Origin of the sequence: Streptomyces sp. NPDC052020 (genome assembly GCF_040680575.1) — a bacterium.
GTDB lineage: Bacteria > Actinomycetota > Actinomycetes > Streptomycetales > Streptomycetaceae > Streptomyces.
Genome location: NZ_JBFAWY010000022.1, coordinates 1 through 25,506, shown reverse-complemented (window position 1 = coordinate 25,506; position 25,506 = coordinate 1). Strand labels below are relative to the sequence as shown.

16 protein-coding genes, 2 tRNA genes and 1 riboswitch are annotated in these 25,506 nt (G+C 73.7%); of the genes, 12 read left to right on the top strand and 6 right to left on the bottom strand.

Annotated features, from left to right (window positions below; all coding sequences use genetic code 11):
• The first annotated feature begins 166 nt into the window (after nt 1–166).
• The 8 genes from AB0L74_RS22150 (at nt 167) to AB0L74_RS22115 (ending at nt 9,808) form a co-directional block, all read left to right on the top strand.
• Nucleotides 167–2,422 carry a DEAD/DEAH box helicase gene (locus AB0L74_RS22150; protein ID WP_365654870.1) on the top strand — a complete coding sequence of 752 codons (2,256 nt, stop codon included), beginning with the start codon at nt 167–169 and terminating at the stop codon, nt 2,420–2,422.
• Nucleotides 2,423–2,641: 219 nt separating this feature from the next.
• A complete protein-coding gene (locus tag AB0L74_RS22145) occupies nt 2,642–4,213 on the top strand; it encodes an amino acid permease (RefSeq protein ID WP_365654868.1) in 1,572 nt (523 codons plus the stop codon).
• Between the two features lie 110 nt (nt 4,214–4,323).
• Nucleotides 4,324–4,396 (top strand) — tRNA-Lys (locus AB0L74_RS22140).
• 205 nt (nt 4,397–4,601) lie between these two features.
• On the top strand, nt 4,602–5,732 hold the full coding sequence (locus AB0L74_RS22135; protein WP_365654865.1) for a dihydrofolate reductase family protein: 1,131 nt from the start codon (nt 4,602–4,604) through the stop codon (nt 5,730–5,732).
• Between the two features lie 195 nt (nt 5,733–5,927).
• Nucleotides 5,928–6,001 (top strand) — tRNA-Met (locus AB0L74_RS22130).
• 207 nt (nt 6,002–6,208) lie between these two features.
• Nucleotides 6,209–7,336: a PP2C family protein-serine/threonine phosphatase gene (locus AB0L74_RS22125; RefSeq protein ID WP_365655103.1), complete on the top strand. Its 1,128-nt coding sequence runs from the start codon at nt 6,209–6,211 to the stop codon at nt 7,334–7,336.
• Nucleotides 7,337–7,600: 264 nt separating this feature from the next.
• Nucleotides 7,601–7,758, top strand: a riboswitch (cyclic di-AMP (ydaO/yuaA leader).
• A 12-nt stretch (nt 7,759–7,770) separates the two neighbouring features.
• Nucleotides 7,771–8,808, top strand: coding sequence for a M23 family metallopeptidase (locus AB0L74_RS22120; protein WP_365654862.1), 1,038 nt, complete (start codon nt 7,771–7,773; stop codon nt 8,806–8,808).
• Nucleotides 8,809–8,863: 55 nt separating this feature from the next.
• Entirely contained in the window at nt 8,864–9,808 is a 945-nt protein-coding gene (locus AB0L74_RS22115) for an aldo/keto reductase (protein ID WP_365654859.1), read from the top strand.
• 55 nt (nt 9,809–9,863) lie between these two features.
• Here the strand turns inward: AB0L74_RS22115 and AB0L74_RS22110 are convergent, their stop codons facing one another.
• From AB0L74_RS22110 to AB0L74_RS22095, 4 genes are all read right to left on the bottom strand, one after another.
• On the bottom strand, nt 9,864–11,300 hold the full coding sequence (locus AB0L74_RS22110; protein WP_365654856.1) for a PrsW family intramembrane metalloprotease: 1,437 nt from the start codon (nt 11,298–11,300) through the stop codon (nt 9,864–9,866).
• A gap of 50 nt (nt 11,301–11,350) precedes the next feature.
• Nucleotides 11,351–12,229 (bottom strand): tRNA (guanosine(46)-N7)-methyltransferase TrmB, encoded by an 879-nt coding sequence (trmB, locus tag AB0L74_RS22105; protein WP_365654854.1) that lies wholly within the window; start codon nt 12,227–12,229, stop codon nt 11,351–11,353.
• 109 nt (nt 12,230–12,338) lie between these two features.
• Complete coding sequence (gene lhgO / locus AB0L74_RS22100) at nt 12,339–13,583, bottom strand: L-2-hydroxyglutarate oxidase (RefSeq protein WP_365654851.1); 1,245 nt, start codon at nt 13,581–13,583, stop codon at nt 12,339–12,341.
• 46 nt (nt 13,584–13,629) lie between these two features.
• Nucleotides 13,630–15,054 (bottom strand): MFS transporter, encoded by a 1,425-nt coding sequence (locus AB0L74_RS22095; protein ID WP_365654848.1) that lies wholly within the window; start codon nt 15,052–15,054, stop codon nt 13,630–13,632.
• A gap of 956 nt (nt 15,055–16,010) precedes the next feature.
• Between AB0L74_RS22095 and AB0L74_RS22090 the strand changes: the two genes are divergently transcribed.
• Nucleotides 16,011–18,215: an asparagine synthase-related protein gene (locus tag AB0L74_RS22090; protein ID WP_365654845.1), complete on the top strand. Its 2,205-nt coding sequence runs from the start codon at nt 16,011–16,013 to the stop codon at nt 18,213–18,215.
• Nucleotides 18,216–18,727: 512 nt separating this feature from the next.
• On the opposite strand, the gene AB0L74_RS22085 is transcribed toward AB0L74_RS22090, so the two are convergent.
• Nucleotides 18,728–19,441: a helix-turn-helix domain-containing protein gene (locus AB0L74_RS22085; protein ID WP_365655100.1), complete on the bottom strand. Its 714-nt coding sequence runs from the start codon at nt 19,439–19,441 to the stop codon at nt 18,728–18,730.
• A gap of 496 nt (nt 19,442–19,937) precedes the next feature.
• Here AB0L74_RS22085 and AB0L74_RS22080 point away from each other — a divergent pair, with 496 nt between their 5' ends.
• Entirely contained in the window at nt 19,938–21,317 is a 1,380-nt protein-coding gene (locus tag AB0L74_RS22080; protein ID WP_365654843.1) for an NAD(P)/FAD-dependent oxidoreductase, read from the top strand.
• Nucleotides 21,318–21,490: 173 nt separating this feature from the next.
• Nucleotides 21,491–23,131 (top strand): SpoIIE family protein phosphatase, encoded by a 1,641-nt coding sequence (locus AB0L74_RS22075; RefSeq protein ID WP_365654840.1) that lies wholly within the window; start codon nt 21,491–21,493, stop codon nt 23,129–23,131.
• Between the two features lie 19 nt (nt 23,132–23,150).
• On the opposite strand, the gene AB0L74_RS22070 is transcribed toward AB0L74_RS22075, so the two are convergent.
• Nucleotides 23,151–24,425: an MFS transporter gene (locus tag AB0L74_RS22070; RefSeq protein ID WP_365655097.1), complete on the bottom strand. Its 1,275-nt coding sequence runs from the start codon at nt 24,423–24,425 to the stop codon at nt 23,151–23,153.
• Between the two features lie 159 nt (nt 24,426–24,584).
• On the opposite strand from AB0L74_RS22070, the gene AB0L74_RS22065 reads away from it, so the two are divergent.
• Nucleotides 24,585–25,133, top strand: coding sequence for a MarR family transcriptional regulator (locus AB0L74_RS22065; protein WP_365654837.1), 549 nt, complete (start codon nt 24,585–24,587; stop codon nt 25,131–25,133).
• The last annotated feature ends 373 nt before the right edge of the window (nt 25,134–25,506 follow it).

The following is a 25,506-nucleotide window of genomic DNA, read 5'->3' as shown; positions in this document are numbered from 1 at the left end:
TGGCAGATCGTTTGATCCCATTTGCCCGGCGCCAACACAGAGCGCGCCGTGTGGCGCGTACTCTCCTAAGCCGTGGTGGACCGCATCGAGGCGGTCGTATTGCGAATCGCGAATCACGGAGTTGACGGGCGCGTGCCGACGATCCTCCGGAAGGTTTCGCATTCGCATGTCCATCACCAGTACTGATCACGTCGTCCTGCCCGAGAACTCCGAGAACGCGGAGCACATCGAGGCCGCAGAGGCCGCGGCGACCGCCGGAAACGGCACCCCCGACACCCCCGAGGTCACCTTCGCGGACCTGGGGCTGCCCGAGGGCGTCGTCCGCAAGCTCGCGCAGAACGGCGTGACCACCCCCTTCCCGATCCAGGCCGCGACCATCCCGGACGCCCTGGCCGGCAGGGACATCCTCGGTCGGGGCCGTACCGGTTCCGGCAAGACCCTCTCCTTCGGTCTGCCGACGCTGGCGCAGCTGGCCGGCGGCCGCACCGAGAAGCACAAGCCGCGGGCCGTCATCCTGACGCCCACCCGTGAGCTGGCCATGCAGGTCGCCGACGCGCTCCAGCCGTACGGCGACGTCCTCGGCCTGAAGATGAAGGTCGTCTGCGGCGGCACCTCCATGGGCAACCAGATCTACGCCCTGGAGAAGGGCGTGGACGTGCTCGTCGCCACGCCGGGCCGGCTGCGCGACATCATCAACCGCGGTGCCTGCTCCCTGGAGAACGTCCAGATCACCGTCCTCGACGAGGCCGACCAGATGTCGGACCTGGGCTTCCTGCCCGAGGTCACCGAGCTGCTCGACCAGGTCCCGGCCGGCGGTCAGCGCATGCTCTTCTCCGCCACCATGGAGAACGAGATCAAGACCCTCGTCGACCGGTATCTCACCGACCCGGCCACGCACGAGGTCGACGCGGCGCAGGGCGCGGTGACGACCATGTCGCACCACATCCTGGTCGTGAAGCCCAAGGACAAGGCGCCGGTCACCGCGGCCATCGCCTCCCGCAAGGGCCGCACCATCATCTTCGTCCGCACCCAGCTGGGCGCCGACCGCGTCGCCGACCAGCTCCGCGAGGCGGGCGTGAAGGCCGACGCGCTGCACGGCGGCATGACCCAGGGCGCGCGCACCCGCACGCTGGCCGACTTCAAGGACGGTTACGTCAACGTCCTCGTCGCCACCGACGTCGCCGCGCGCGGCATCCACGTCGACGGCATCGACCTGGTCCTGAACGTGGACCCGGCCGGCGACCACAAGGACTACCTGCACCGGGCCGGCCGCACCGCCCGCGCGGGCCGCACCGGCACGGTCGTCTCCCTGTCCCTGCCGCACCAGCGGCGCCAGATCTTCCGTCTGATGGAGGACGCGGGCGTCGACGCCCAACGCCACATCATCCAGGGCGGCGCGGCCTTCGACCCGGAGGTCGCCGAGATCACCGGTGCCCGGTCGATGACCGAGGTCCAGGCGGAGTCCGCGGGCAACGCGGCGCAGCAGGCCGAGCGCGAGGTCGCCCAGCTCACCAAGGAGCTGGAGCGGGCCCAGCGGCGCGCGACGGAGCTGCGCGAGGAAGCCGACCGGCTCCTCGCCCGGGTGGCGCGCGAGCGGGGCGAGGACCCCGCCGCGATCACGGCGGCGGCCGGTACGGCCGAGGCGACCGCGACGGCGACGGCGACGGCGGCCGAGGTGTCGGTGCCGGAGCAGCCGGGCGCGCGGGACGTGGAGCGCTCGGAGCGGTTCGAGCGGCCGGAGCGGTCCGAGAGGTCCGAGCGGTCCGAGCGCCCGGCCTCTTCGGGGTCGTACGAGCGGCGCGAGCGGCGTGACGAGCGCGGTGGGTTCGGGCGCGAGCGGTCGTACGACCGGGACCGTTCCTTCGAGCGCCGTGACGGTGACCGGGGCGGGCGTTCCTTCGAGCGGCGTGACGACCGGGGCGGGTTCAACCGGGACCGTGACCGTGACCGCGGCTACGACCGTGACCGCCGTGACGGCGACCGTGGCGGCTTCCGCCGGGACGACCGACGCGACGACCGCCGTGACGGTGACCGGGGCGGGCGTTCCTTCGAGCGGCGTGACGACCGCGGCGGCTTCCGCCGCGACGACCGGGGCGGTTTCCGCCGTGACGACCGCCGGGACGGCGAGCGTGGTGGCGACCGTGGCGGCTTCCGCCGGGACGACCGTCGCGACGACCGCCGGGACGGCGACCGCGGTGGGCGTTCCTTCGACCGCCGCGACGGCGACCGTGGCGGCTTCCGCCGTGACGACCGCGGCGGCCACCGCGGCAGCGACCGTCCGTTCAACCGCGACCGCCAGGGCGACCGCCCCGGCTTCCGCACCGGCGGGCACGAGCGTCCGTACGGCCGTCGCGACGACCACCGCGGTGGTTCGTCCTTCGGGCGCCGCGAGGACAAGCCGCGCTGGAAGCGCAACGGCTGAGCCGCCGTGCTGAAGCGGCACTGAGCGCCGTGGCCCCTGCCCTGACGGGTGGGGGCCGCGGCGTTTTTCCTGTGCGGAAGGTGCCGGCGACCGCGGACGGCGTCGGCGCTCCGCTGGAGGTGCGGGGTACGGCCCGGCTGGTGCGCTGACCGGACCGGCCGCCGCGTCCGGCCGCCGAGTGACGCATGTCACGCCCCCGGCGCGGGAATCGCTGGGGGCATGACGGATGACGGCAAGGCCGGCGGGCTGTCGGACGAGGAACGGCTGGCCCAGCTCGGTTACACCCAGGTCCTGGCCCGCCGCATGTCGGCGTTCTCCAACTACGCGGTCTCCTTCACGATCATCTCGGTCCTGTCGGGCTGCCTGACCCTCTACCTCTTCGGCATGAACACGGGCGGCCCCGCCGTGATCACCTGGGGCTGGGTCGCCGTCGGCCTGATGACGCTGTTCGTCGGGCTGGCGATGGCCGAGATCTGCTCGGCGTACCCGACCTCGGCGGGCCTGTACTTCTGGGCGCACCGGCTGGCGCCCGCGCGGACGGCCGCGGCCTGGGCCTGGTTCACGGGCTGGTTCAACGTGCTGGGGCAGGTGGCCGTGACGGCCGGCATCGACTTCGGCGCCGCGTCCTTCCTCGGCGCCTACCTGAACCTCCAGTTCGGCTTCGAGGTCACCCCCGGCCGCACCATCCTGCTCTTCGCGGCGATCCTGCTCCTGCACGGCCTGCTGAACACCTTCGGCGTCCGCGTCGTCGGCCTGCTCAACAGCGTCAGCGTGTGGTGGCACGTCCTGGGCGTGGCGGTCATCGCCGGAGCGCTCGCCCTCGTCCCCGACCGGCACCAGTCCGCGTCCTTCGTCTTCGGCGAGTTCGTGAACAACACCGGCTGGGGCAGCGGCGCGTACGTCGTCCTGCTCGGCCTGCTGATGGCCCAGTACACCTTCACCGGCTACGACGCCTCCGCCCACATGACGGAGGAGACGCGGGAGGCGTCCATCGCCGGGCCGAAGGGCATCGTCCGCTCCATCTGGACCTCCTGGATCGCGGGGTTCGTCCTCCTGCTCGGCTTCACCTTCGCGATCCAGTCCTACGAGGGCGCCCTCACCTCCCCGACCGGCGCCCCGCCCGCCCAGATCCTCCTCGACGCGCTCGGCGCGACCACCGGGAAACTGCTGCTGCTCGTCGTCATCGGCGCCCAGCTTTTCTGCGGCATGGCCTCCGTGACGGCCAACAGCCGCATGATCTACGCCTTCTCCCGTGACGGGGCGCTGCCCTTCTCCCGCCTCTGGCACACGGTGAGCCCGCGCACTCGCACCCCGGTCGCCGCGGTGTGGCTGGCGGCCGGGGGAGCGCTGGTGCTGGGACTGCCGTACCTGATCAATGTCACGGCCTACGCCGCGGTCACCTCCATCGCCGTGATCGGCCTCTACATCGCCTACGTCATCCCGACCCTGCTGCGCGTCCGCAAGGGCCCCGCCTTCGAGCGCGGCCCCTGGCACCTGGGCCGCTGGTCGCAGGTGGTGGGCGTGGTGGCCGTGGCCTGGGTCGGCTTCCTCACCGTCCTGTTCATGCTGCCCCAGGTGTCCCCGGTGACCTGGGAGACCTTCAACTACGCCCCGGTCGCCGTCCTCGCCGTCCTGGGCTTCGCGGCGGCCTGGTGGCTGGCGTCGGCCCGGCACTGGTTCCTCGTCCCCGGCCATGCCCGTACCCGGACCCGGGAGGCATCCCGCGCGGACACGTCCGAGCCGGCCGGCGATCCGGCCCGCTCCCCGGCCGACGACCTGGTCGATCCGTGACGGATGTCCGGGCCGGACGCCCCCTGTTCGGCCCGCGGCACGGCCGTGTCTCCGATACCCGATCGGAGACACGGCCGCGTCCGGCTATGCTCGGGGTGGCACCCTCGCCTGGGCCCTTAGCTCAATTGGCAGAGCAGTGGACTTTTAATCCATTGGTTGTGGGTTCGAGTCCCACAGGGCCTACGAGAAGGACCCCAGCTCACACGGGAAGTGAGCTGGGGTCCTGTCCTTTTTGTTCAGGTCGTGTGATCGCTGCCGACGCGCCTGGTCCACGTACTGAGGGCGGCGAAGACACGTGGTCGGGGGCTGCCCGCGGCCGACGGGGACCATGGGCGTTCTCATAGCGTTGCCCTGCCGTCCGCACCGCTCGACCTCCCGGAGCCCGCCGATGCCCTTTCCGTACGTCCTGCTCTCCGCCGCCGTCTCCCTCGACGGGTACCTGGACGACGCCGGCCCGGAGCGTCTGCTGCTGTCCGGCCCGGACGACTTCGACCGGGTCGACGAGGTGCGGGCGTCCGCCGACGCGATCCTGGTGGGGGCCGGCACCATCCGGGCCGACAACCCGCGGCTGCTCGTCAACTCGCCCGAGCGGCGGGCGGCCCGGATCGCCGCGGGGAAGCCGGAGTTCCCGCTGAAGGTGGCGGTCAGCGGCTCGGGGGAGCTGGACCCGGCGGCGCCGTTCTGGCACACCGGTGGAGGCAAGGTCCTCTGCACGACGGAGCGGGGGGCCGGGCGGGCGCGCGCGCTCGGGATCGCCGCCGACGTCGTCGCGCTCGGCGCCGGGCTGGACTGGCGGGCGGTGCTGGAGCACCTGCACGGTGAGCGCGGGGTGCGGCGGCTGATGGTGGAGGGCGGGGGAAGCGTCCACACCCAGCTGTTGCAGCAGGGGCTCGCCGACGAGCTGCACCTCGCGCTCGCGCCGCTGCTGGTCGGAGACCCGGACGCGCCCCGGCTGTTCGGGCCCGGCGCCTATCCGGGCGGGCGGCTGCGGCTGGTGGAGACGCGGCCGGTCGGGGACGTCGTGCTCATGCGCTACCAGCCGACGGCTCCCGGCACGGGCGGCACCGTGTCGGCCGCCGACCGGCACTGGCTCGCGCTCGCCTGCGATCTGGCGGCGCGCTGCCCGCCCTCCCGGACGGCGTTCAGCGTGGGAGCGGTGGTGGTCGCGGCCGACGGCACCGAACTCGCCCGCGGCCACTCCCGTGAGGGCGGGGACCCGGTGGTGCACGCGGAGGAGGCGGCGCTCGCCAAGACCGACCCGGCCGATCCGCGGCTCGCGACCGCCACGGTGTACAGCAGCCTGGAGCCGTGCGCCCGCCGCGCCTCCCGGCCCGCCCCGTGCGCCCGGCTCATCCTCGACGCGGGGGTGCGGCGGGTGGTCACGGCCTGGCGCGAGCCCGACACGTTCGTGCCCGGCGCCGACGGCAGCGGGGTGCTCTCGGCCGGGGGCGCCACCGTCGTCCTCCTTCCCGGGCTGGAGGCCCGGGCCAAGGAACCCAACCGTCACCTGACCGACTGACCGACTGCCCGGCCCGACCCACTGATCCGGCCGGGCGGTGACGGGGGCGGGTCGGCGACCGGCTCGTTCCCACGGGCCGGGAGGCCGCTCCGGAGCCCTTCGGGGCCTTCGGAGCCTGAAAACCGCAGGTCAGCGGCGTTCCGGAAGATCGTGTACCGGCGGCCTCCGACATGGCGTACACTAGAGACACAACGACGCGGGGTGGAGCAGCTCGGTAGCTCGCTGGGCTCATAACCCAGAGGTCGCAGGTTCAAATCCTGTCCCCGCTACTGAAGGCCGATGGCCGGAATCCGAAAGGATTCCGGCCATCGGCGCGTTCGCGCGCGGTTCGCTCCTCTCCCGCGCGGTCATCCGGTCGGCCCTCACGGCTCGCTCCCCGCCCCCGCGCCGGGAACCCTGGACGGACGGGGCGGGACGACAACGGCGTGGACGCGACCTGCGGGACCGGTGGGAGACGAGTGGTGCGGCCTGGTGACGTGGAGGAGGGTCCGTACGCCAGGGTTCCCGCGCCGTCCGGCGGCGGGGCGCGGCGGCCGGGTTCCCGACTCCAGGTGCTGGTACGGCTGCTCCCCGCGCTGCTCCTCGTCATCGGGGTCGTGTATGACTGCCTCAGCCCGCGGAACTTCACCGCGGCCCCCCTCTTCGCCGCCGCGCCCCTGGTCGCCGCCCCGCTCTTCTCCCGGCGCGGCACCCTGCTCACCGGGATCGCCTCCGTCGCCGCCGTGCTCGGGATCCACCTCGGCTTCGGTGTCCTGACGCGGATCGACGCGCTCACCGAGCTGGTCACCGTGGCGACGGTCGCCGTGCTCGCCGTGCTCATCAACGGCCTCGTCCGGCGCACCGGCGAGCGCCTCGCCTCCGCCCGCGAGATCGCCGAGGCGGCCCAGCGGGCGGTGCTGCCCGAGCCCGCCGAGCGGATCGGCGGCTTCGAGATCGCGGCCCGCTACGAGGCGGCGCAGGCGGACGCGTTCATCGGCGGCGACCTGTACGCCGTGCAGGACAGCCCGCACGGCCTCCGGCTCGTCGTCGGGGACGTACGCGGAAAGGGCATGGGAGCGGTGGCGGCGGTCGCCGTGGTGATCGGGGCGTTCCGGGAGGCCGCCGAGCAGGAGGCGACGCTGGAGGCGGTCGCCCAGCGGCTGGAGCGGGCGCTGGCCCGCGAAGGCACCCGGCGGGAAGGGCTCGACGCCTTCGAAGGGTTCACCACCGCCGTCCTCGCCGAACTCCCGCACGGTGACGGGGTCATCCGTATCGTCAACCGGGGACATCCGCCGCCGCTGCTGCTGTACGCCGACGGCACCCTGCGCGCCCTGCCGCCCACCCGGGAGTACGCGCTGCCCCTCGGCATGGGGGAGCTGGGCGTGTGGCCCGACCGGGCCGAGGAGGCGGTCTTCCCCGGCGGAGCCACGCTGCTCTTCTACACCGACGGCCTCACCGAAGCCCGCGACGCCCACGGCGAGTTCTACGACCCCGGGCTCCGGCTCGCCGGCCGCGCCTTCCCCAACCCCGCCGAGCTGCTGGCCGCGCTCGCCGACGACGTGCGCCGGCACTCCGGGGGCGGCATGGCCGACGACATGGCGCTGCTCGCCGTACGGCGTCCCTGACCGCACCACGGTCCCCTTGATCGATGTCACGAACGGTGACGGCGCGACCGCCCTGCGCATAACAACTGACTAACCATCAGACGTGATGCGGTGTGAGATAGGCGCCTGAGGGGTAGTCAACTCGCCCAAAATGTCCTGGTAATAACCTGTTGGTCCCCCCGAGTATCGTTAATGATCAAGAGGAACGGCTTGGAATCCGTACCTCGCGTCTATTAACGTTCGATAACGCAGCGCGGTCGTCCCAGCCGTCACAGGAGGCGGCTCCGTGCGCACGCGCCGAATCCCGTCAGGGAACCGGGGAACCATCACCTTGGGGTGAATCGGGCGTATGACGCCGTGGAGACACGGCGGTTATACGCGCGTAGGAGACCTTCCTGCTCCGAACCCGTCAGCTAACCCGGTAGGCGGAGAAGGAAGGAAAGGAGCGCGCCCACGTGGCGTCCAACCGGCCTGCCCCCGAGGCCCCGTTCGTGCCGAGCCCCCATGACGCCGACGGCTTCGGTCACGGCGGCCCCCTTCCCGGCGAGGGTCCCTTCGAGGAGTGGAACCCCACCGCGGAGTCCGTCCGCCCGGTACGCGGCCGGCACCGCGTCGCCAAGCAGCGCGGCGGACTCGCCCGCAGCTCCACCGTCCTCGGTGTCGGTGTCATAGCGGCCGTCGGCGCGGGCGGCATGGCCAGCGCCCAGGCCGGCAAGCCGCCGGTGTCGATCTCCATGCCCGATCTGCCGTCCGTGGCCTCGCTCGTCGCGGACGACGAGGAGCCGTCCGCGCCGGAGGTTCCCGCCACTCCGCTCAGCGGCGCCGGCATGACCTCCTCCGGCACCGCGCAGGGCGCCACCGACGCGGGCGAGGCGCTGCGGGCGCGGATCATGGCGCAGGCCGAGCAGCAGCAGGCCCAGGTCGAGAGCAAGGCCGTCGCCGACGCCGCTGCCGCCGCCGAGAAGGAGGCGGCGCAGGCCGCGGCCAAGGCGGCGAAGGAGGCCGAGGCCAAGGCCGCCGCCGAGAAGGCGAAGGCCGAGGAGGAGGCCCGGAAGAAGGCCGAGGCGGAGCGGCTCGCCGAGCTCGCCCGCCAGTACGCGCTGCCGACCTCCTCGTACACCCTCACCTCCACCTTCGGGCAGGCCGGTCCGTACTGGTCCTCCGGTCACCACACCGGCCTGGACTTCGCCGCCCCCACCGGCACGCTGATCAAGGCCGTGCACAGCGGCACGATCACCTCGGCGGGCTGGGCCGGCGCCTACGGCTACAAGACGGTGCTCACCCTCGACGACGGCACGGAGATCTGGTACGCCCACCAGTCCTCCATCAGCGTCAGCGTCGGCCAGAAGGTCGCCACCGGGGACGTGATCGGACGCGTGGGCTCCACCGGCAACGTCACGGGCGCGCACCTGCACCTGGAGGTCCACCCGGCGGGGTCCGCCTCCGGTGTGGACCCGGCGGCCTGGCTGCGGAGCAAGGGCCTCACCCTCTGAAACGCCGTGGGGTTTGAGGGAATATGTCCCGCTGGTCCCGATGTTGCGGTGAAGCATGACTTCTCTTCGCAAGCTCGGTTTCTCGGACCTCGAGGTCTTCCCCCTCTCCCTCGGCGGCAACGTCTTCGGCTGGACCGCCGACGAGGCGGCCTCCTTCACCGTGCTCGACGCCTACACGGCCGCCGGGGGCAACTTCATCGACACCGCCGACTCCTACTCCGCCTGGGTCGACGGCAACAGCGGCGGGGAGTCCGAGACCGTCATCGGCAGGTGGCTGAAGTCCCGCGGCAACCGCGCGGACGTCGTCATCGCCACCAAGGTCGGCCAGCACCCCGAGTACCAGGGCCTGTCCGCGGCAAACATCAAGGCCGCGGCCGACGCCTCCCTGCGCCGCCTGGGCACCGACCACATCGACCTCTACTACACCCACTTCGACCGGCCCGAGGTGCCGGTGGAGGAGATCATCGGCGCCCTCGACGAGCTGGTGCGGGCGGGCAAGGTGCGGTACATCGCCGCCTCCAACATCTCCGCCGAACGGCTGCGGGCCTCCCTGGAGTTCTCCGAGCGCGAGGGCCTCGCCCGGTACGTCGCGCTCCAGCCCCACTACAACCTCGTCTCGCGCGACACCTACGAGGGCGAGCTCCAGGACGCGGCCGAGCGGGCCGGGCTGGCCGCCGTCCCCTACTTCGCCCTCGCCTCCGGCTTCCTCACCGGCAAGTACCGGCCCGGCACCACCGTCGACAGCGCGCGAGCCGGCAGCGCCGCGCAGCACCTGGGGACCGAGCGCGGGCAGCGGGTCCTCGCCGTCCTGGACGAGATCGCCCAGGCCCATGACGCGCCGGTGGCCGCGGTCGCCCTGGCCTGGCTCGCTGCCCAGCCGACGGTGGCCGCGCCGATCGCCTCCGCCCGGACCGTGGAACAGCTCCCCGCCCTTCTGGGCGTGGCGGAGCTGACCCTGACGGCGGAGGAGCTCGGCAGGCTGACGGAGGCGTCCGCCTGAGACGCCGGACGGGCCGCGCGGGGTCCCGGGGCGAGGCGCAGGGGCTACGCGGGGCCTACGAGCGGTACGGGTTGTACTCGTAGTACGGCTGGGGCTGAGGCTGCTGGTGGGGCAGCGGATGGGGCTGCGGCTGGTACGGGGCGGGGGCGGCGTACGGCGTCTGCGGGTGCGCCTGGGGGTGGACCTGGGGGTGCGGGGTCGCCGCCGGGCCGTACGGGGGCCAGGGAGCCGGTGGCGGCACGACCGGCAGCGGCGGCGCGGTGATCCGCGCCGCGTGTTCCAGCGCCGGGCGGGCCAGCTCGTGGCGGCTCCACAGCTCCCGCAGCAGCTCCCGCTCCCGTACGGCGAAGTCGGCGCCCGCCCGGCCGTGGCGGGCCCGGTGGCGCAGGAACGCCAGCGAGGTCGCGTACGCCTCGTACCGCGCGACCGTCCGCGCCGCCGGTCTCCCCGCGTACCGGCGGGCGTACTCCCGCGCGATACGGCGCGCGCGCATCGAGCCCAGCGCGTAAGGCTCGGGCGGGGACAGCCAGCCGGCCGCGACGTAGGGCGGCAGTTCGGTCCGCACCGTCCTCAGCTCGCGCTGCCGCGTCCAGATCACCAGCCAGGTCAGCAGGCCGAAGGCCGGCACCATGAACGCCGCGTAGACCGCGAAGAAGCCGTAGTCGCCGAGGGTGGACGAGCCGTTCCACAGCGCGTGCATGCCCATCGCGAGCAGCAGGCCGGTCAGCGGGAGCAGTACGCGCGGTGCCGGACGGCGGTCCGGTCGCAGCGCGGCGACGCCGAAGCCGATGCCGGTGAGCACCGTGAAGAGCGGATGCGCGAACGGCGACATCACGACGCGGACGAAGAAGGTCGCCACGGTGACGGAGGCGATGCCGCCGTCACCGGTGAGCTGGTCGGTACCGAAGGCGTTCCCGAGATAGAGGATGTTCTCGGTGAACGCGAAGCCGGTGGCGGTGACGCCGGCGATGACGACCCCGTCGACGATGCCGGTGAAGTCCCGCCTGCGGAAGAGGAAGACCAGCAGGACGGCGGCGGCCTTCGCGGACTCCTCGACGACCGGGGCTATGACGGTGGCGCCCAGGGTGTCGGCGCCGTCCGGGTCCGCGGTCGCGGTCGCTATCCACTGGGTGGCGAAGCTGTTGGCGACGATCGCGATGAGCGCGGCGGCGCAGGCGCCCCAGGCGAAGCAGAACAGCAGGTTGCGCCAGGGCCCGGGCTCGACCCGGTCCAGCCACCGGAACGCGGCCAGCAGCAGCGGCACGGGCAGGATGGCCAGGCCGAGGCCGACCAGGAACCCCTGGGTGCCGGTCTCCTCGCGGACCAGGGCCAGGATGACGAGACCGGAGAGCGCCAGCAGGGTGGTCAGCGCGCCGTAGCGCACCCAGGGGCGCTGCCACCAGTGCGGATGCGTGTTCCGCAGGGGTCCGCCGGGAGGACCGCTCGGCGGGCCGCTGGGATACGTCGTCGGGTGCGGGGGACTGGTGGCCACGGCATTGACCCTAACGAGACGAAGGCGCCGCCCGCGGGGAGCGGCGGGCTTCAGGCGCCGGTGGGGGGCTGGAGTCGGTGCTGGTCGGTCGGCTCGGGCTGCGGCCGCCGCCGTACGCGGCGGAAGAGCAGGTCGTTCACCACATGACCCTTGTCCAGTCCCTGGCCCTCGAAACGGGTCAGGGGGCGGTGGGCGGGACGCGGCGCGAAGCCGCCGTCCGGCTGGGTGTTCTCGTAGTCGGGGTGCGCGGTGAACACCTCGAGCATCTGCTCGGCGTACGGCTCCCAGTCGGTGGCGCAGTGGGCGATCGCGCCCGGCTTGAGGCGGGTCGCGGCCAGCGTCAGGAACTCCGGCTGGATCAGCCGCCGCTTGTGGTGCCGCTTCTTGGGCCAGGGGTCGGGGAAGTAGACGCGGAGTCCGTCGAGGGAGTCGGGGCCGAGCATCTCGCGCAGCAGGATGATCGCGTCGCCGTTGCCGACGCGGATGTTGGACAGCCCGCCCCGCTCGGCGAGGTTGAGCAGGTTGCCCTGGCCGGGGGTGTGGACGTCGACCGCCAGGATGTTGGTGTCCGGATCGGCGGCGGCCATCTGGGCGGTGGCCTCGCCCATGCCGAAGCCGATCTCCAGGACGACGGGGTGGGCGTTGCCGAAGAGCTCGGCCGGGTCGAGGACGCGCTGCCCGTCGATGTCGAAACCCCACTTCGGCCACAGCCGCTGGAGCGCGTCGGCCTGCCCGGCGGTCACGCGGCTGCGGCGCGGCTGGAAGCTCCTGATCCGCCGCTCGAAGTGCGAGCCTGCCGGGTCGGCCTTCGGTCCTTCCGGGAAACGGGGCTCACCCTTGGCCCGGGCGGGCCGGAGGGAGCCGCCGTCGCCGGGGTGGGAGGGGGCGGGGGGCTGGGGGGCCTCGGGGGCGTTGAGGGAGTCAGACACAGTGGGGTCGATTTTACGGGGGTACGGGGGGCCTGCGCGGGCGTGCGCGCCCTGCTCGGGCCCGCGGGGCCTGCGGCGGTTCGGTGGGCGGCCACCGCGGGACCGCGGGTCAGGTCCCGGCCAGGGCGGTCAGCGCGCGCCTCGCCACTTCTCTGCCGATCGGCAGCGACGCGGTCGCCGCGGGCGAGGGCGCGTTCAGGACGTGGACCGTGCGGGCGCCTTCCCGGATCAGGAAGTCGTCCACCAGGGTGCCGTCCGGCAGCACCGCCTGTGCGCGCACGCCCGCGGCCGCCGGCACCAGGTCGTCCTCGGTCACGGCGGGCAGCAGCCTGCGCACCGCGCCGGTGAAGGCGCCCTTGGACAGGGAGCGCCGCAGCTCACCGGCGCCGTAGCGCCAGTGGCGCCGGGCGATGTGCCAGGAGCCCGGCCAGGTGAGGGTGGACGCCAGCTCGCGCGGGCGGACCGCGCTCCATCCGTAGCCCTCGCGGGCCAGGGCCGGCACCGCGTTCGGGCCGATGTGCACGCCGCCGTCGATGCCCCGGGTCAGGTGCACCCCGAGGAACGGGAACGCCGGGTCCGGCACGGGGTAGACCAGGCCCCGTACGAGGTCGGGCCGGGCCAGCTCGTAGTACTCGCCCCGGAACGGCACGATGCGCATGCCGGGGTCGTCCCCCGCCATCCGGGCCACCTCGTCGCAGTACAGCCCGGCGCAGTTGACCAGGACACGGGCGCGGACGACGTCCCCCGAACGGGTGAGCACGGCGACGCCGCGGGAGGGGCGGCGGTCGATGCGCAGGACCTGGGCGCCGTAGCGGATCCGCGCGCCGGAGGCCGCGGCCAGCTGCCGGGCGACCGCCACGTAGTCGCAGACGCCGGTGGTGCCGACGTGTATCGCGGCCAGGCCGCGGACCTCGGGCTCGTACTCGGTGATCTGGGCCGCGCCCAGTTCCCGTACCGGTATGCCGTTCTCCCGGCCGCGCTGGACGAGTGCGTGCAGGCGCGGGAGCTCCGCGCGGTCGGTGGCGACGATCAGCTTGCCGGTGACGGCGTGGGCGATGCCGTACTCCGCGCAGAACTTGATCATCTCGGCGGCGCCCCGCACGGCGTAGCGGGCCTTCAGCGACCCGGGCCGGTAGTAGATGCCGCTGTGGATGACGCCGCTGTTGCGGCCCGTCTGGTGCCGGGCCGGGCCCGGCTCCTTCTCCAGGACCGTGACCCGCGTGCCGGGGGCCGCGCGGGTGATCGCGTACGCCGTCGACAGGCCGACGATCCCGCCGCCGATCACCAGCACGTCGCAGTCGTAGGCGATCTTCTCCCGCTCCACCTGCTCCACCTCCCGGGTCCGATAGTGCACTGCGCCACTGACAATGCCTTCAAACACGGGAGCGGGGCGGGCCTGGTCAGGCCGGGGCCATCAGCAGGGGGCGGGCCCGCTCGCGCAGCTCCATCACGCGCGGTTCGTCGCCGTAGGGCTCCAGGCGGTGCAGGAGGTCCTTGACGTACTCGGTGGTGCGGGCGGAGGAGATGCGTCCGGCGACCTCGACCGCGCGCACGCCCTGCTCGCAGGCCGCGTCCAGGTTGCCCGACTCCAGTTCGGCGACCGCCGACACGACCAGGCGCAGGCCGTGCGAGCGGACGTACTCCTCGGTCGGCCTGGAGAGCGCCTGCTCCGTGAACCGGCGGACCTGGCGGGGCGCCTTCAGATCGCGATAGCACTCGGCCGCGTCGGCGGCGAAGCGGTCGTAGGAGTAGAAGCCGAGCCAGCTCGGGTCGTGGTCGCCGGGGCGGGCCCGCTCCAGCCAGCTCTCGGCGGCCCTCAGGGCCGCGCCGGCCGCCTGGGCGTCGCCCGCGCGGGCGTGCGCCCGGGCCTCGACCAGCCGGAAGAAGCTCATCGTGCGGGCCGTGGCCAGGCCGCGGTTGCGTTCCAGGGCGGCCTGCGCCAGGTCGACGCCCTCGTCGCCGAAGCCCCGGTAGGTCGCCTGGAGCGACATGGAGGCCAGGACATAACCGCCGAGCGGGACGTCGGCCGCCGCGCGGGCCAGGCGCAGGGCCTGGATGTAGTAGCGCTGGGCCGCCTCCTGCTGGCCGGTGTCGAAGGCCATCCAGCCGGCGAGGCGGGTCAGTTCGGCCGCGGCGCCGAACAGGGCGCGGCCGACCTCGTCCGAGTAGGACCCGAGGAGCAGCGGCGCCGCCTCCACCCGCAGGCACTCGGGGACCATGGAGGAGCGCCAGTCGCCGCCGCCGTACTTGGAGTCCCAGCGGCGGGCGTCCTCGGCGGCCTCCCGCAGCTTCTGCACATCGCTGTGGCCGACTTTGAGCGGTGCCCCCGAGCCCTCCGCCGGGCTCGCCTCACGCGCCACCGAGCTGTCGGCCGGGGTTATCAGCCAGCGCGAGGCGGGCGTCGCGTACGCGCTCACCGCGAACGATCCGGCCAGGGACTGCCAGATGCCGCCGGAGCCCGCGCGGCGGCCGGCGAGGTCGAGGCGGTACAGCTCCGTGGCGGACTTGACGGCCTGTCCGACGTCTCGCGGGAAGGCGAGGCCGACCTCGGGAGCGGGATCCGCGTCCGCCAGGCCGATCTCGTGGAGCGGCACCGGGCGGCCGAGCTTCTGGCCGATGGCGGCGGCGATGAGGTGCGGCGCCGCGCCCTGCGGCACCATGCCCTTCGACACCCAGCGCGCCACCGACGTCTTGTCGTAGCGAAGAGTCAACCCGCGTTGCGCACCGAGGTCGTTGACACGCCGTGCGAGTCCCGCGTTCGAGATTCCCGCGAGGGCGAGAACGGCGCCGAGTTTTTCGTTCGGCCCGCGTTGCTCCCTGGACATGCGCCACCCCTCGACACAGACGGCTGCCGCGATGGCATAACCATGCGGCATTCGTAAACACAGCGTAGTTCGCCGAATCCCAAGCGTTAAGAGGCCATGTCCCGGATGGCGGGATTGTGGTCCGTACTGAAGTGCGGCGTCTGTACGGACGGTGGCCGTGTGCTCCCGGTGTGTGGCCGTGCGCCCGGCCGTGCGCTCTTCTCCGGCCGGAGCCGGGAGCGGTTCCATGGGTGCCGCGTGGGTCGGCCCGCTGTACTGGATCCAGTGGGCTGGGGGACACCGCCGCCTCCATCCCCGCGGGCGGCGGACCGGTCCGGGAGGCGTGTCCCGCCTCCCGGACCGTACGCTCGCCGGACGGTGTGCGGAGCCTGTACGGAGTATGTACGGAGCGTGTTCGAACGCGGTCCGGCGTTTATGATTTGGCCGAAAATAGACCCGGCGTCTTCTCGGGCAATCTCGTGTCTACCACGGTAAGTGACGAAGCGTCAGGTGGTACAGGGGTCCGCGTCAGGGGCGTATTTCGCGCCGTGAGGGTGGCGGGGCGGTCCGTCGGTGCGTGGGGACGGCCGACAGGCCGACAGCGGTGGGACCCGCTGTCGGGTGTCCGGGAAACGGCGGGGATCCGCTGCTGGGTCCCGTGCGGCGGGCGGGATCCGCTGTTGGGGTGCCCGTGCGGCGGGCGGGATCCGCTGTTGGGGTGCCCGTGCGGCGGGCGGGGGAGGGGGGCTCTGCCGGGTGCCCGTCGATTATCCGATCGCGGCCGCGACAGCGCCGGCGAGCGCGGGCGGCACGGTCGTTGGGGCCCACGGGGTGCCGGACGCCTCACGGGGTCGCCGCGGGGGCGCGTTCACGGGAGCGCGAGCGGCTCCGCCGGCCCTCTGGCGCGCGCCCTTCATGGCAGCATGGGGAACCAGTTCGTACGGTGCACTGGTTGTCCACAGCCTGTGGAGGCGTCGATGCGGTGGTTGGTGGGATGGAGCAGCACCGCCGCGGGTGCCGTCGGCGTCGCCGGGGCCGGTTCCGCGGGAACCACCGGGTACGACGGCGAGACCGTGCGGCCCGTGGGCTCCCAGCTTCTGTGGGGCGACCCCGATCCCCTGTGGGCGGTCGGCGACTGGCGCCCCGACGAGGTGCGCGTCGTCCAGGCCGACGCCCGGACCCGGATCGCCGTCCTCGGTATCTGCGGGGCGACGGACGAGCAGCTGCGCGTCGCGCTCTTCGCCGCGCGCGGGGGCGCCCTGCGTCATCTGACCGCCTGGCCCGGCAGTTACACGGCCGTCGTCCAGGTGGGGCGGCGGATCACGGTGTGCGGCGATCTCGCCGGTGCGCGGCCCGTGTTCCACACCCCCTGGGCGGGCGGTACGGCGTACGCGACGGCCGCGCTGCCACTGGCCGACCTCGTCGAGGCCAACCTCGACTTCGGGTATCTCGCCGCCCTGCTGGCCGCTCCCGACGTACCGGCGGCGCTGGACGACGCCACCCCGTACGACGGCGTGAAGCGCGTTCCGCCGGGGCACGCGCTGATCCTGCGCGCCGGGGCCCGGGAGGTGGCCGGGTACGAGCCGGTCGCCTCACTGGCGGTGGCCGCGCCTCCGGCCGATCCCGACAGCGCGGTCGACGGTGTGCGGGAGGCACTCGTGGAGGCCGTGCGCACCCGGCTCGACGCCCCCCGCCACGTCCCCGGATTCCCCGGGGACGGCATCGACCCCGGGCCCGTGCCCGGCATGGGGCCCGCCGACCGGCGGGCCGCGCGCGGGATGCCGGCCCCGGGGATCGGGGCGGACCTGTCGGGCGGACCCGCCTCCGGCACGCTGGCGCTGCTCGCGGCGGGACTGCCCGGCAGACCCGGGACCCTGCTGGGCCACGGCGGCACGGGAGCGGGGGAGCGGCTGCTGGCCGTCACGTTCAACGACCTGGCCGTCGGCGGGCCGGAAGCCGAGCTGGAACGGGCGGGGGCGCTGGCCGCCGGTCCCCGGCTGCACCACGTGGTGGTGACCGGGGGCGAGGAGACCCTGCCGTACGCCGACCTGGACGGGCCGCTGACGGACGAACCCGGGCCCTGCCTGGTGTCGGCGGCGCGGCACCGGGCCCGGCTGGCGGCGGGCAGCGCGGACCACTTCACCGGGTACGGCGCCCGGCAGGTGCTGGACGCCCATCCGGCCCGACTGGCCGACCTGCTGATGGACCGCAAGCGGCGCCATCTCGTGCGGCCGGTGGCCGCCTTGGCGAAGGCCGACGGCTCGGTGCTGGTCCCCGCGCGCGTGTACGCCGCGGCGCGGCGGCTGGCGCGGACGCCGTACCGGGCGGGGCTGGAGGACCTCGCCGAGCGGTTGCTGCGGCGGCGCTTCGACGACGCGGGTGGGCCGCCCGGCCGGGTCGGCCGGGCGGGCCGCGCGGACCGGGCGAGGTGGTCCGGTGGCGGTGGCGGGGCGGATGGCGTCGGTGGGGCCGTGGAGGCGTCGCTCGCCGCACTGTCCTGGGGCGGGCCCGGGCCCGCGGCGCGGTGGCTGACCGGGGAGGCGCTGGCCGAAGTATCGGTTCGTCTTCAGGCGTCGACGCAGCGGTCGGGGGTGGGGCCGGGGCAGCGGCCGGGCGACTTCCGGGCGCGTGCGGCGCTGGCGCGGCAGGCGGCCGAGGTGCGGGTGCTGGAGCATGCCGCCGAGATCCGCTTCCAGCGGCTGCACGCCCCGTTCCTCGACAACCAGGTCGTCCGGGCGTGCCGGGCCCTGCCGGAGGCGCTGCGGGTGCGGCCGGGGGCGCGAGCGGCGATCCTGCGGGCGGTGCTGGAGGGCGCCGGGGTGAGCGGGCTGCCGCCGGGCTGGGGGGCGCCGACGCAGGCGGTGGCGACCGCGGCGGCGCGGACGGGGCTGCGGGTGGCCGGTGACTCCCTGGTGGCGCTGTTCGAGGCGCCGCTGCTCGCGGAGGCGGGGCTGGTGGAGGCGAGGGTCGTGCGTACGGCGCTGCGAGGGGCGGCGGCGGGGGAGCCGCTGCCGCTGGACGGCCTGGCCGATCTGGTCTCCCTGGAGCTGTGGCTCCGCCGCCTCCTGGCGCGGCGGGGGACCTGCTGGACGGGGACGCCTGGACGCCAGCGCGCCGTACCGGCGGGGATCGCGCCGCAGCGGGGGGCGCTGGGGGCGGGGGCCGTGGTGCGGCGGGGGTGACCGGGCCGGGGGCGGCGGCTGGGGACGCCGTGCCTGCGGCCTGTGCGGGCCGGTGGGGGTGCGCCGTCGTGTCTGTGGCGCCTGTGCGGCTCCGGTGGGGTGCGCGTAGCGCCTTCTCGTGGTGGGCGGGGGCGGGCCGTGCCGGGGGTGTCCGTCCTCGGAACGGCGCGGAATCGGTCGCCGGCCAACGCACCCGGGTGGACGCGCCAACCGCTGCGGGCGGACACCCCCCGGCACGTCCCTTCCCGCCGCGCGCGGCTGCGGGGCCGCTCGGGCGCGGTACGGTCGTACGTCGTCGGCCGGCAGGGGTCAGGCGCAAGCGCACGTCGACTCCGCCCAGCCCGCCAGGGCCCCGTCGTCGTCCTCCGTGGGCCCGCGGCGGGCCTTCGGTCACGCTCCCGGAGTGCGGACGGTCACTCGTCCGAGGGGATTCGCGGTACGGCAGTACTGAAGGAGTGTCCGGCCGGCGATCTCGCGGGGCCGCCCCCGCGAGATCCGGTGGACGACTCCGCTCACGCGGGCCGTGACCGCAGTCCCTCCAGCAGGATGTCCAGCAGCCGTGCCGACGCCGCCGCCCGCTGTGCCGCGTCCGGCAGTGAGGGAGCCGCCGTCGCTATCACCAGCAGGATGTCCGACACCGACACGTCCGGCCGCAGCTCGCCCGCCGCGCGCGCCCGGTCGACCAGCTGGCCCACGACCTCCAGCAGCGCCTCGGCTCCGGCGTCGTACTCGGCGGGCCCGGAAGCGGTATCCGCGACGGCCGTCCGGTCCCCGGCGACCAGCCGCAGCTCACCGGCGCCCGGCTGGGTCCGCTGCTGCGGAACCCGTGCCTCCCCGGCATCGTCGCCGGACTCGTCCGCCACCCCCACCCGCAGCACCTGCGGCGGCAGCAGCCGCCCGGCGCCGGAGGCCACCGACGTGCGCAGGAAGCGCGAGAGCGCCGACCACGGCTCGTCCTCCTGGACGAGCGCGGCGCGCGCCTGATCGGTCAGCCGGGAGGTCTCCTCCTCGGCGATCCGCCGCACCAGGACGTCCTTGCTGGGAAAGCGCCGGTAGACCGTGCCGACACCGACCCGCGCGCGTCGCGCGACGTCCTCCATCGGCGCCCCGTACCCGAGCTCGCCGAACACCTCCCGCGCGGCGCGCAGCACATGCTCCAGATTGCGCTGCGCGTCCACGCGCAGCGGCGTCGTACGGGCCGCGTCCCCGCGGCCGGGGCCCGCCATGCCGCCGGCCGTCACGGCGGACGGCGCGGCCGACACGGGCGTCAGCGACGACACGGGCGCCGCCGGCGGCCTGGCCGCCGCCGAGCGTCCGGACGACCAATGCGAGTCGTGAACATGCATAGACTTTCCCCCGGTAATGACGTCTCCCCCCGGAGACTCTCCCCGCCTTGAAAGCCGGAGCGTGCGGAACGGACCCCGCTGCCGGCCCCGCCCGTCGCGGATCCGAGTGAGCGCGCATCCCCCCACACCCCGTCGAGACGAACATAGTTGAGCGAGGGTCAATTCAGAAGGGGCAGGTTCCGCACGGAGTGGCCCCCGATCGGAGTACGGCAGACGCCTCCCCCGGCCGTGCTGCGGCCCGCTCCCCGGCTCACAGCCCCTGACCTGCGCGGCTGCCCGGCGACACGGTGAGCCGGCGGATGGCGCGCGCTCATGCCCTCCGGTCATACAAATCGCCGGGCCTGTGGACAAACTCCGGCTACGGGTGCGTCATGGGATGGTGAAGGAACGCGCGCGCATTCTCGTTGTCGGCGGCGGCTACGTCGGGATGTACACGGCACTGCGGCTCCAGCGGAAGCTGAAGGACGAACTGCGGCGCGGCGAGGCCGAGATCACGGTCGTCACCCCCGACCCCTACATGACGTACCAGCCGTTCCTGCCCGAGGCCGCCGCCGGTTCCCTCTCCCCCCGCCACGTGGTCGTGCCCCTGCGCCGCGTCCTCGACCGGTGCCGCGTCCTCATCGGTGAGGCCACGGCCGTCGACCACGCGGCGCGCACGGCCACCGTCACCACCCTCGCCACCGAGGAGGAGGGGGCGGGCGCCCGGCGGCTGACGTACGACGAGATCGTCCTCGCGCCCGGCTCCGTCGCGCGCGCCCTGCCCGTCCCGGGGCTCGCCGAGCACGGCATCGGCTTCAAGACCGTGGAAGAGGCCATCGGCCTGCGCAACCACGTCATCGAGCAGATGGACATCGCCTCCTCCACCCGCGACCCCGCGCTGCGCGACGCCGCCCTCACCTTCGTCTTCGTCGGCGGTGGCTACGCGGGTGTGGAGGCACTGGGCGAACTGGAGGACATGGCCCGCCAGGCCGCGCGCTCCTATCACAACGTCACCCGCGAGGACATGAAGTGGATCCTCGTCGAAGCCGCGGGCCGCGTCCTGCCCGAGGTCGGCGAGGAGCTGGGCCGCCACACGGTCACCGAACTGCGCCGCCGCAACATCGACGTACGCCTGCGGACCCGCCTGGAGTCCTGCGCGGACCGCGTCGCCGTCCTCAGCGACGGCACCCGCCTCCCCACCCGTACGGTCGTCTGGACGGCCGGTGTCAAACCCCATCCGCTCCTCGCCGCCACCGACCTGCCCCGCACCCCGCGCGGGCGGCTGAAATGCACCCCCCAGCTGACCGTGGAGGGTGCCCCGCACGCCTGGGCGGCCGGTGACGCCGCGGCCGTACCGGACGTCACCGCCGACGCCCCCGGAGCCGAGTGCGCCCCCAACGCCCAGCACGCCGTACGGCAGGCCAAGGTGCTCGGCGACAACATCGCGCACGCCCTGCGCGGCGAACCCCTGACGACGTACGCGCACCGCCACGCGGGATCGGTCGCCTCCCTCGGGTTCCACCGGGGCGTCGCCCAGGTCCGCGGGCGCAAGCTGACGGGCTATCCCGCGTGGCTGCTGCACCGCGCCTACCACCTCAGCCGCGTGCCCACCGCCAACCGCAAGGCGCGCGTCCTGGCCGAATGGACCCTCTCCGGCTTCTTCGCGCGCGAGATCGTCTCCCTCGGCTCACTCGAACACCCCCGAGCGGAATTCGAACTCGCGGCCGGGGGCAAGCCTCCGGAGGAACCCCCGCGCAACCCGAAGGGGTCGTCCTGACCGAAGCCTGGAACTCCTCCGCCCGGCCCGGCGTCTGACGGATGACGCCGGGTCGGCCGGCTCACTGCCAGACTGGGCCGGCACCCCGGGCGGGCCGCCGCTCATCCCGCGCGGTCCCCCGGCCCCGGCCGGTTCCGGTGCCGGCCGCCGACGACTACACGAGGCAAGGATTCGTGGACTTCACGCGCTGGAGCGTCCGACTCCCCCGAACGCAGCGCCGCGCCGCGGCGCGGGCCGGTACGACGGTCGGCCCGGACCGGCGGGGAGAGGGCTCCGTGCCCGCCGCCCGCGCCGAACAGCCGACCGACGAGACACCGCCCGTGCCGGCCGTCGACGACCTGCCGGCGCGCGAGGTCCTCGACCGCGTCCCGGCCCTCGTCGCCCTCCTCCACGGCCCCGACCACCGCATCGCCTACGTCAACGACGCCTACACCGCGGCCTTCGGCGCGCGCCCCCTGGGCCGGCGGGCCCGCGAAGCACTCCTCGAACTGGACGAGCTCGGCCTGTTCCCGCTGCTCGACCAGGTCCAGCGCAGCGGCCGGCCTCGCACGGTCAAGTCCCGCAAAGCCCCCGACGGCCGCTCCTACACCTTCACCTGCACCCCGGTCGCCGAGGGCGACACCGGCGGCGTGCTCGTCTTCGCCACCGACGTCACCGACCACGCCGAGGCCGCCGCACGCCTGCGCGCCAGCGAACGCCGCCAGCGCGAGACGGCCGTCACCCTCCAGCACTCCCTCCTCCCCCAGAAGCTCGAACAGCCGGACGACCTGCGCATCGCCGCGACCTACCACCCCGGTGGCACGGAGGCCGCGGTCGGCGGCGACTGGTACGACGTGATCACGCTCGGCGGCGGCCGCACCGCCCTGGTCATCGGCGACGTCATGGGACGGGGCGTCCGCGCGGCCGCCGTGATGGGCCAGCTCCGCACGGCCGTGCGGGCGTACGCGCGCCTCGACCTGCCCCCGCACGAGATCCTCCAGCTCCTCGACGGACTGGCCGCCGAGATCGACGCCAACCAGATCGCCACCTGCGTGTACGCCATCCACGACCCGAACGAGGGCCGGCTGGTGTACGCCTCCGCCGGCCATCTGCCGATCCTGGTCCGCGACGACACCGGCACCGTCCTGCGCGCCGACGAACCCACCGGCCCGCCGCTCGGCACCGGCGGCTGGATGCACGCCTCCGGGTCGGTCCCCCTCACCCCCGGCTCCACGGCCGTCCTCTACACCGACGGCCTGGTGGAGCGCCGCGACGAGGACCTGGACGAGGGCATCGCCGCCCTGGAGCGCGCCCTGGCCGGCGCCACGGGCACCCCCAAGGTGATCTGCGACCGCCTGGTCCGCTCCGCCGGGGTCACCGCCGACCACGACGACGACGTGGCCGTCCTGGTCCTCCAGCACCCGGCCCGCACGGGCCCGGAGGGCGAACTGTTCCGCAACGCCGCCCTGGAACTGCTCGGCGGCGTGGAAGCGGCCCCCCGCGCGCGTGCCTTCGCCTCCGGCGTCCTGACCAGCTGGCGCTTCCCCACGGACCTGCACGACCTGGGCGTCCTGGCCGCCAGCGAACTGGTCGCCAACTCCCTCCAGCACGGCATGCCCCCGATGCGCCTGCGCCTGCGCCGCACCGACCGGCGTCTGATCGTCGAGGTGACCGACGGCGACGACCACCTGCCCCGTCGCCGCCGGGCCGAACCCGGCGACGAGACCGGCCGCGGCATCGCCATCATCGCCACCATCGCGTCGAACTGGGGGAGCCGACGCACCCCGGGCGGCGGAAAAGCGGTGTGGTGCGAGTTCGTCCTGCCGGCCCGGTGACGGCCGCCGCCGGGCGGGGCTACGCGTCCGCGGGCACGGCCCCGGCGGCCGAACCGCCCCGCGAGACCACCCGGCTGCGCGCCGCCCACGGCTGGTCCTGCGCCTGGGTGAGCTGCCGCCCCAACCGCAGCGCCAGCACCGTGATGCCGAGCGAGAACAGCAGGAACGCCACGATGTACGGCGCGTGCAGCGAGGCCCCGAGCGGCCCGCCCACCGCCGGCCCGATGGCCAGCGCGAGCTGCTTCACCAGCGCGAAGGCGGAGTTGTACTGCCCGGCCATCCCGGTCGGCGCCAGATCGGCCACCAACGGGGCCAGCGTCGGCGACAGCATCGCCTCACCCAGCCCGAACAGCGCGTACGTCGAGATGAACGCGGCGGTCGCCATGGCCTGGCTGCCGTGTCCGAGACCCGCGTACCCGGCCACGGCCCACGCCACGGCCCAGATCAGCCCCACCGCGGCGATGACCCGCGACCGCTTCCGCCGCTCGACGAACTTCAGCACCGCGAACTGCGCGACGACGATCATCAGGGTGTTCGCCGCCAGCGCCGTTCCCAGCGCGGACGTCGAGATTCCGGCGGCCTCGACGCCGTACGCGCTCAGCCCCGACTCGAACTGCCCGTAGCAGGCGAAGAACAGCACGAAGCCCAGCACACACAGCTGCACCATGGCCCGGTTGCCCAGCAGCTGCTTCCAGCCGCCCTTCCCCGACTGCCCCGGCGCCTCCTCGACCCGCGGCGCGCGCGGCGTCCGCACCGTCGCCATCACCACGACGAGCAGCAGGAACATCGCCGCCTCGATCGCGAACAGCAGCGTGAACGACGACGCGCTCGACGTGTCGACCAGATGACCGCCGATGAGCCCACCGACGCCGAGACCGAGGTTCTGCAGGAAGAACTGCATCGCGAACGCCCGCGACCGCGTCTCCGTCGAGGAACAGTCCACGATCATCGTCGCGAGCGCCGGCTGCATGACGGCCTGCCCGGCGCCCAGCGCCGCGGCCGACAGCAGGACGGCGGCGGCACTGCTCGCCAGCCCCAGGCTCAGCGCCCCGACCGCGGCGGTGACCAGGGCGGCGAGCAGCACCGGCAGCGGGCCCCGCCGGACGATGGCCCGCCCGGCGAACGGCAGCACGATCAGCGCGGCCACGGCGAAGACGGCGAGTACGAGACCCGCCGTGACAGAACCCAGTCCCCGCACCTGCGCCACATAGACGTACAGGTAGGGGACGGTGAAACCGAGCCCGAACGCGCTGAGTGCGTTGCCCACGTGAATCCGGCGCATCGCTGCGCCCATCGCCCTGGTCACGTTCACCTCTCTCTGTGCTCGCACCGGCCCCCGCGACGGGGACCGGCGTCATAACTGAAACCTGAAGACTTAGAAGCTAAACTTCGAAGCTAAAGAGTACACAGTGAAGGACTTCAAGGCAAAGACGTGCCGTGCGATACTGCGCCCATGGGCGACACCTCCGGCGTCAGCGAGCCGACACTCGAAGAACAGATCGCCGCCTACCAGCGCGAGTTCCAGGACCTCGACCCCCAGGTCGAAAAGATCGTTTCGGCGCTCTCCCGCCTGAACCGCCGCATGAACGTCGCCTACGGCCGCCAGACCGCGGCCCTCGGCATCAGCAACGCCGAGTGGGAGGTCCTGAAGGCGCTCGTCCTGTCCGGTGCCCCCTACCGCTTGGGCCCCGGCGATCTGGCCAAGCGCCTCGGTCTGACCCCCGCCGCCATGACCCACCGCATCGACCGCATGGTCACCGAGGGCCTGGTGACCCGGGAGCGCGACGAGTCCAACCGGGTGCGGGTCATCGTCGAGCTGACCCAGGAGGGCCGGGAGAAGTGGCTGGAGGCCATGCGCCTGGCCACGGTCTTCGAGGAGGACCTCCTCCAGGACCTGTCCCCACAGGAGCGGACGGCTCTCGGTGAGGTGCTCACCCGCCTCCTGCGCAGGGTCGAGCACGCCCAGCCGGACGCCGGCGGCCGGCTCAGCGACCTGGATTAAAAGATCTTGACAGGGACGCTTGACACCCCCCTGACCGATCCGTAAGGTTCTTCGAGTTGCCACGGGGCCGTAACGGTTCTGCGGTAGCACCTTCCGCCGCTGAAGCGGCACTCAAACCACCTGCACGATCTCCTCACCGGGTTGTTTTCGCATGCTCGAATTCAATTCCGATGGGCGCTCGACGGTCCGATCGACTCGATTGGGAATCGCCGAGCGGATCCGCTAAGGTTTGAGACGTCGGAACGGCCCAACGGCCGGGAAGGCAGCCCACTCTGACTGGGAATCAGGCCCGAGAGGATCTGATAGAGTCGGAACCGCCGGAAAGGGAAACGCGAGAGCGGGAACCTGGAAAGCACCGAGGAAATCGGATCGA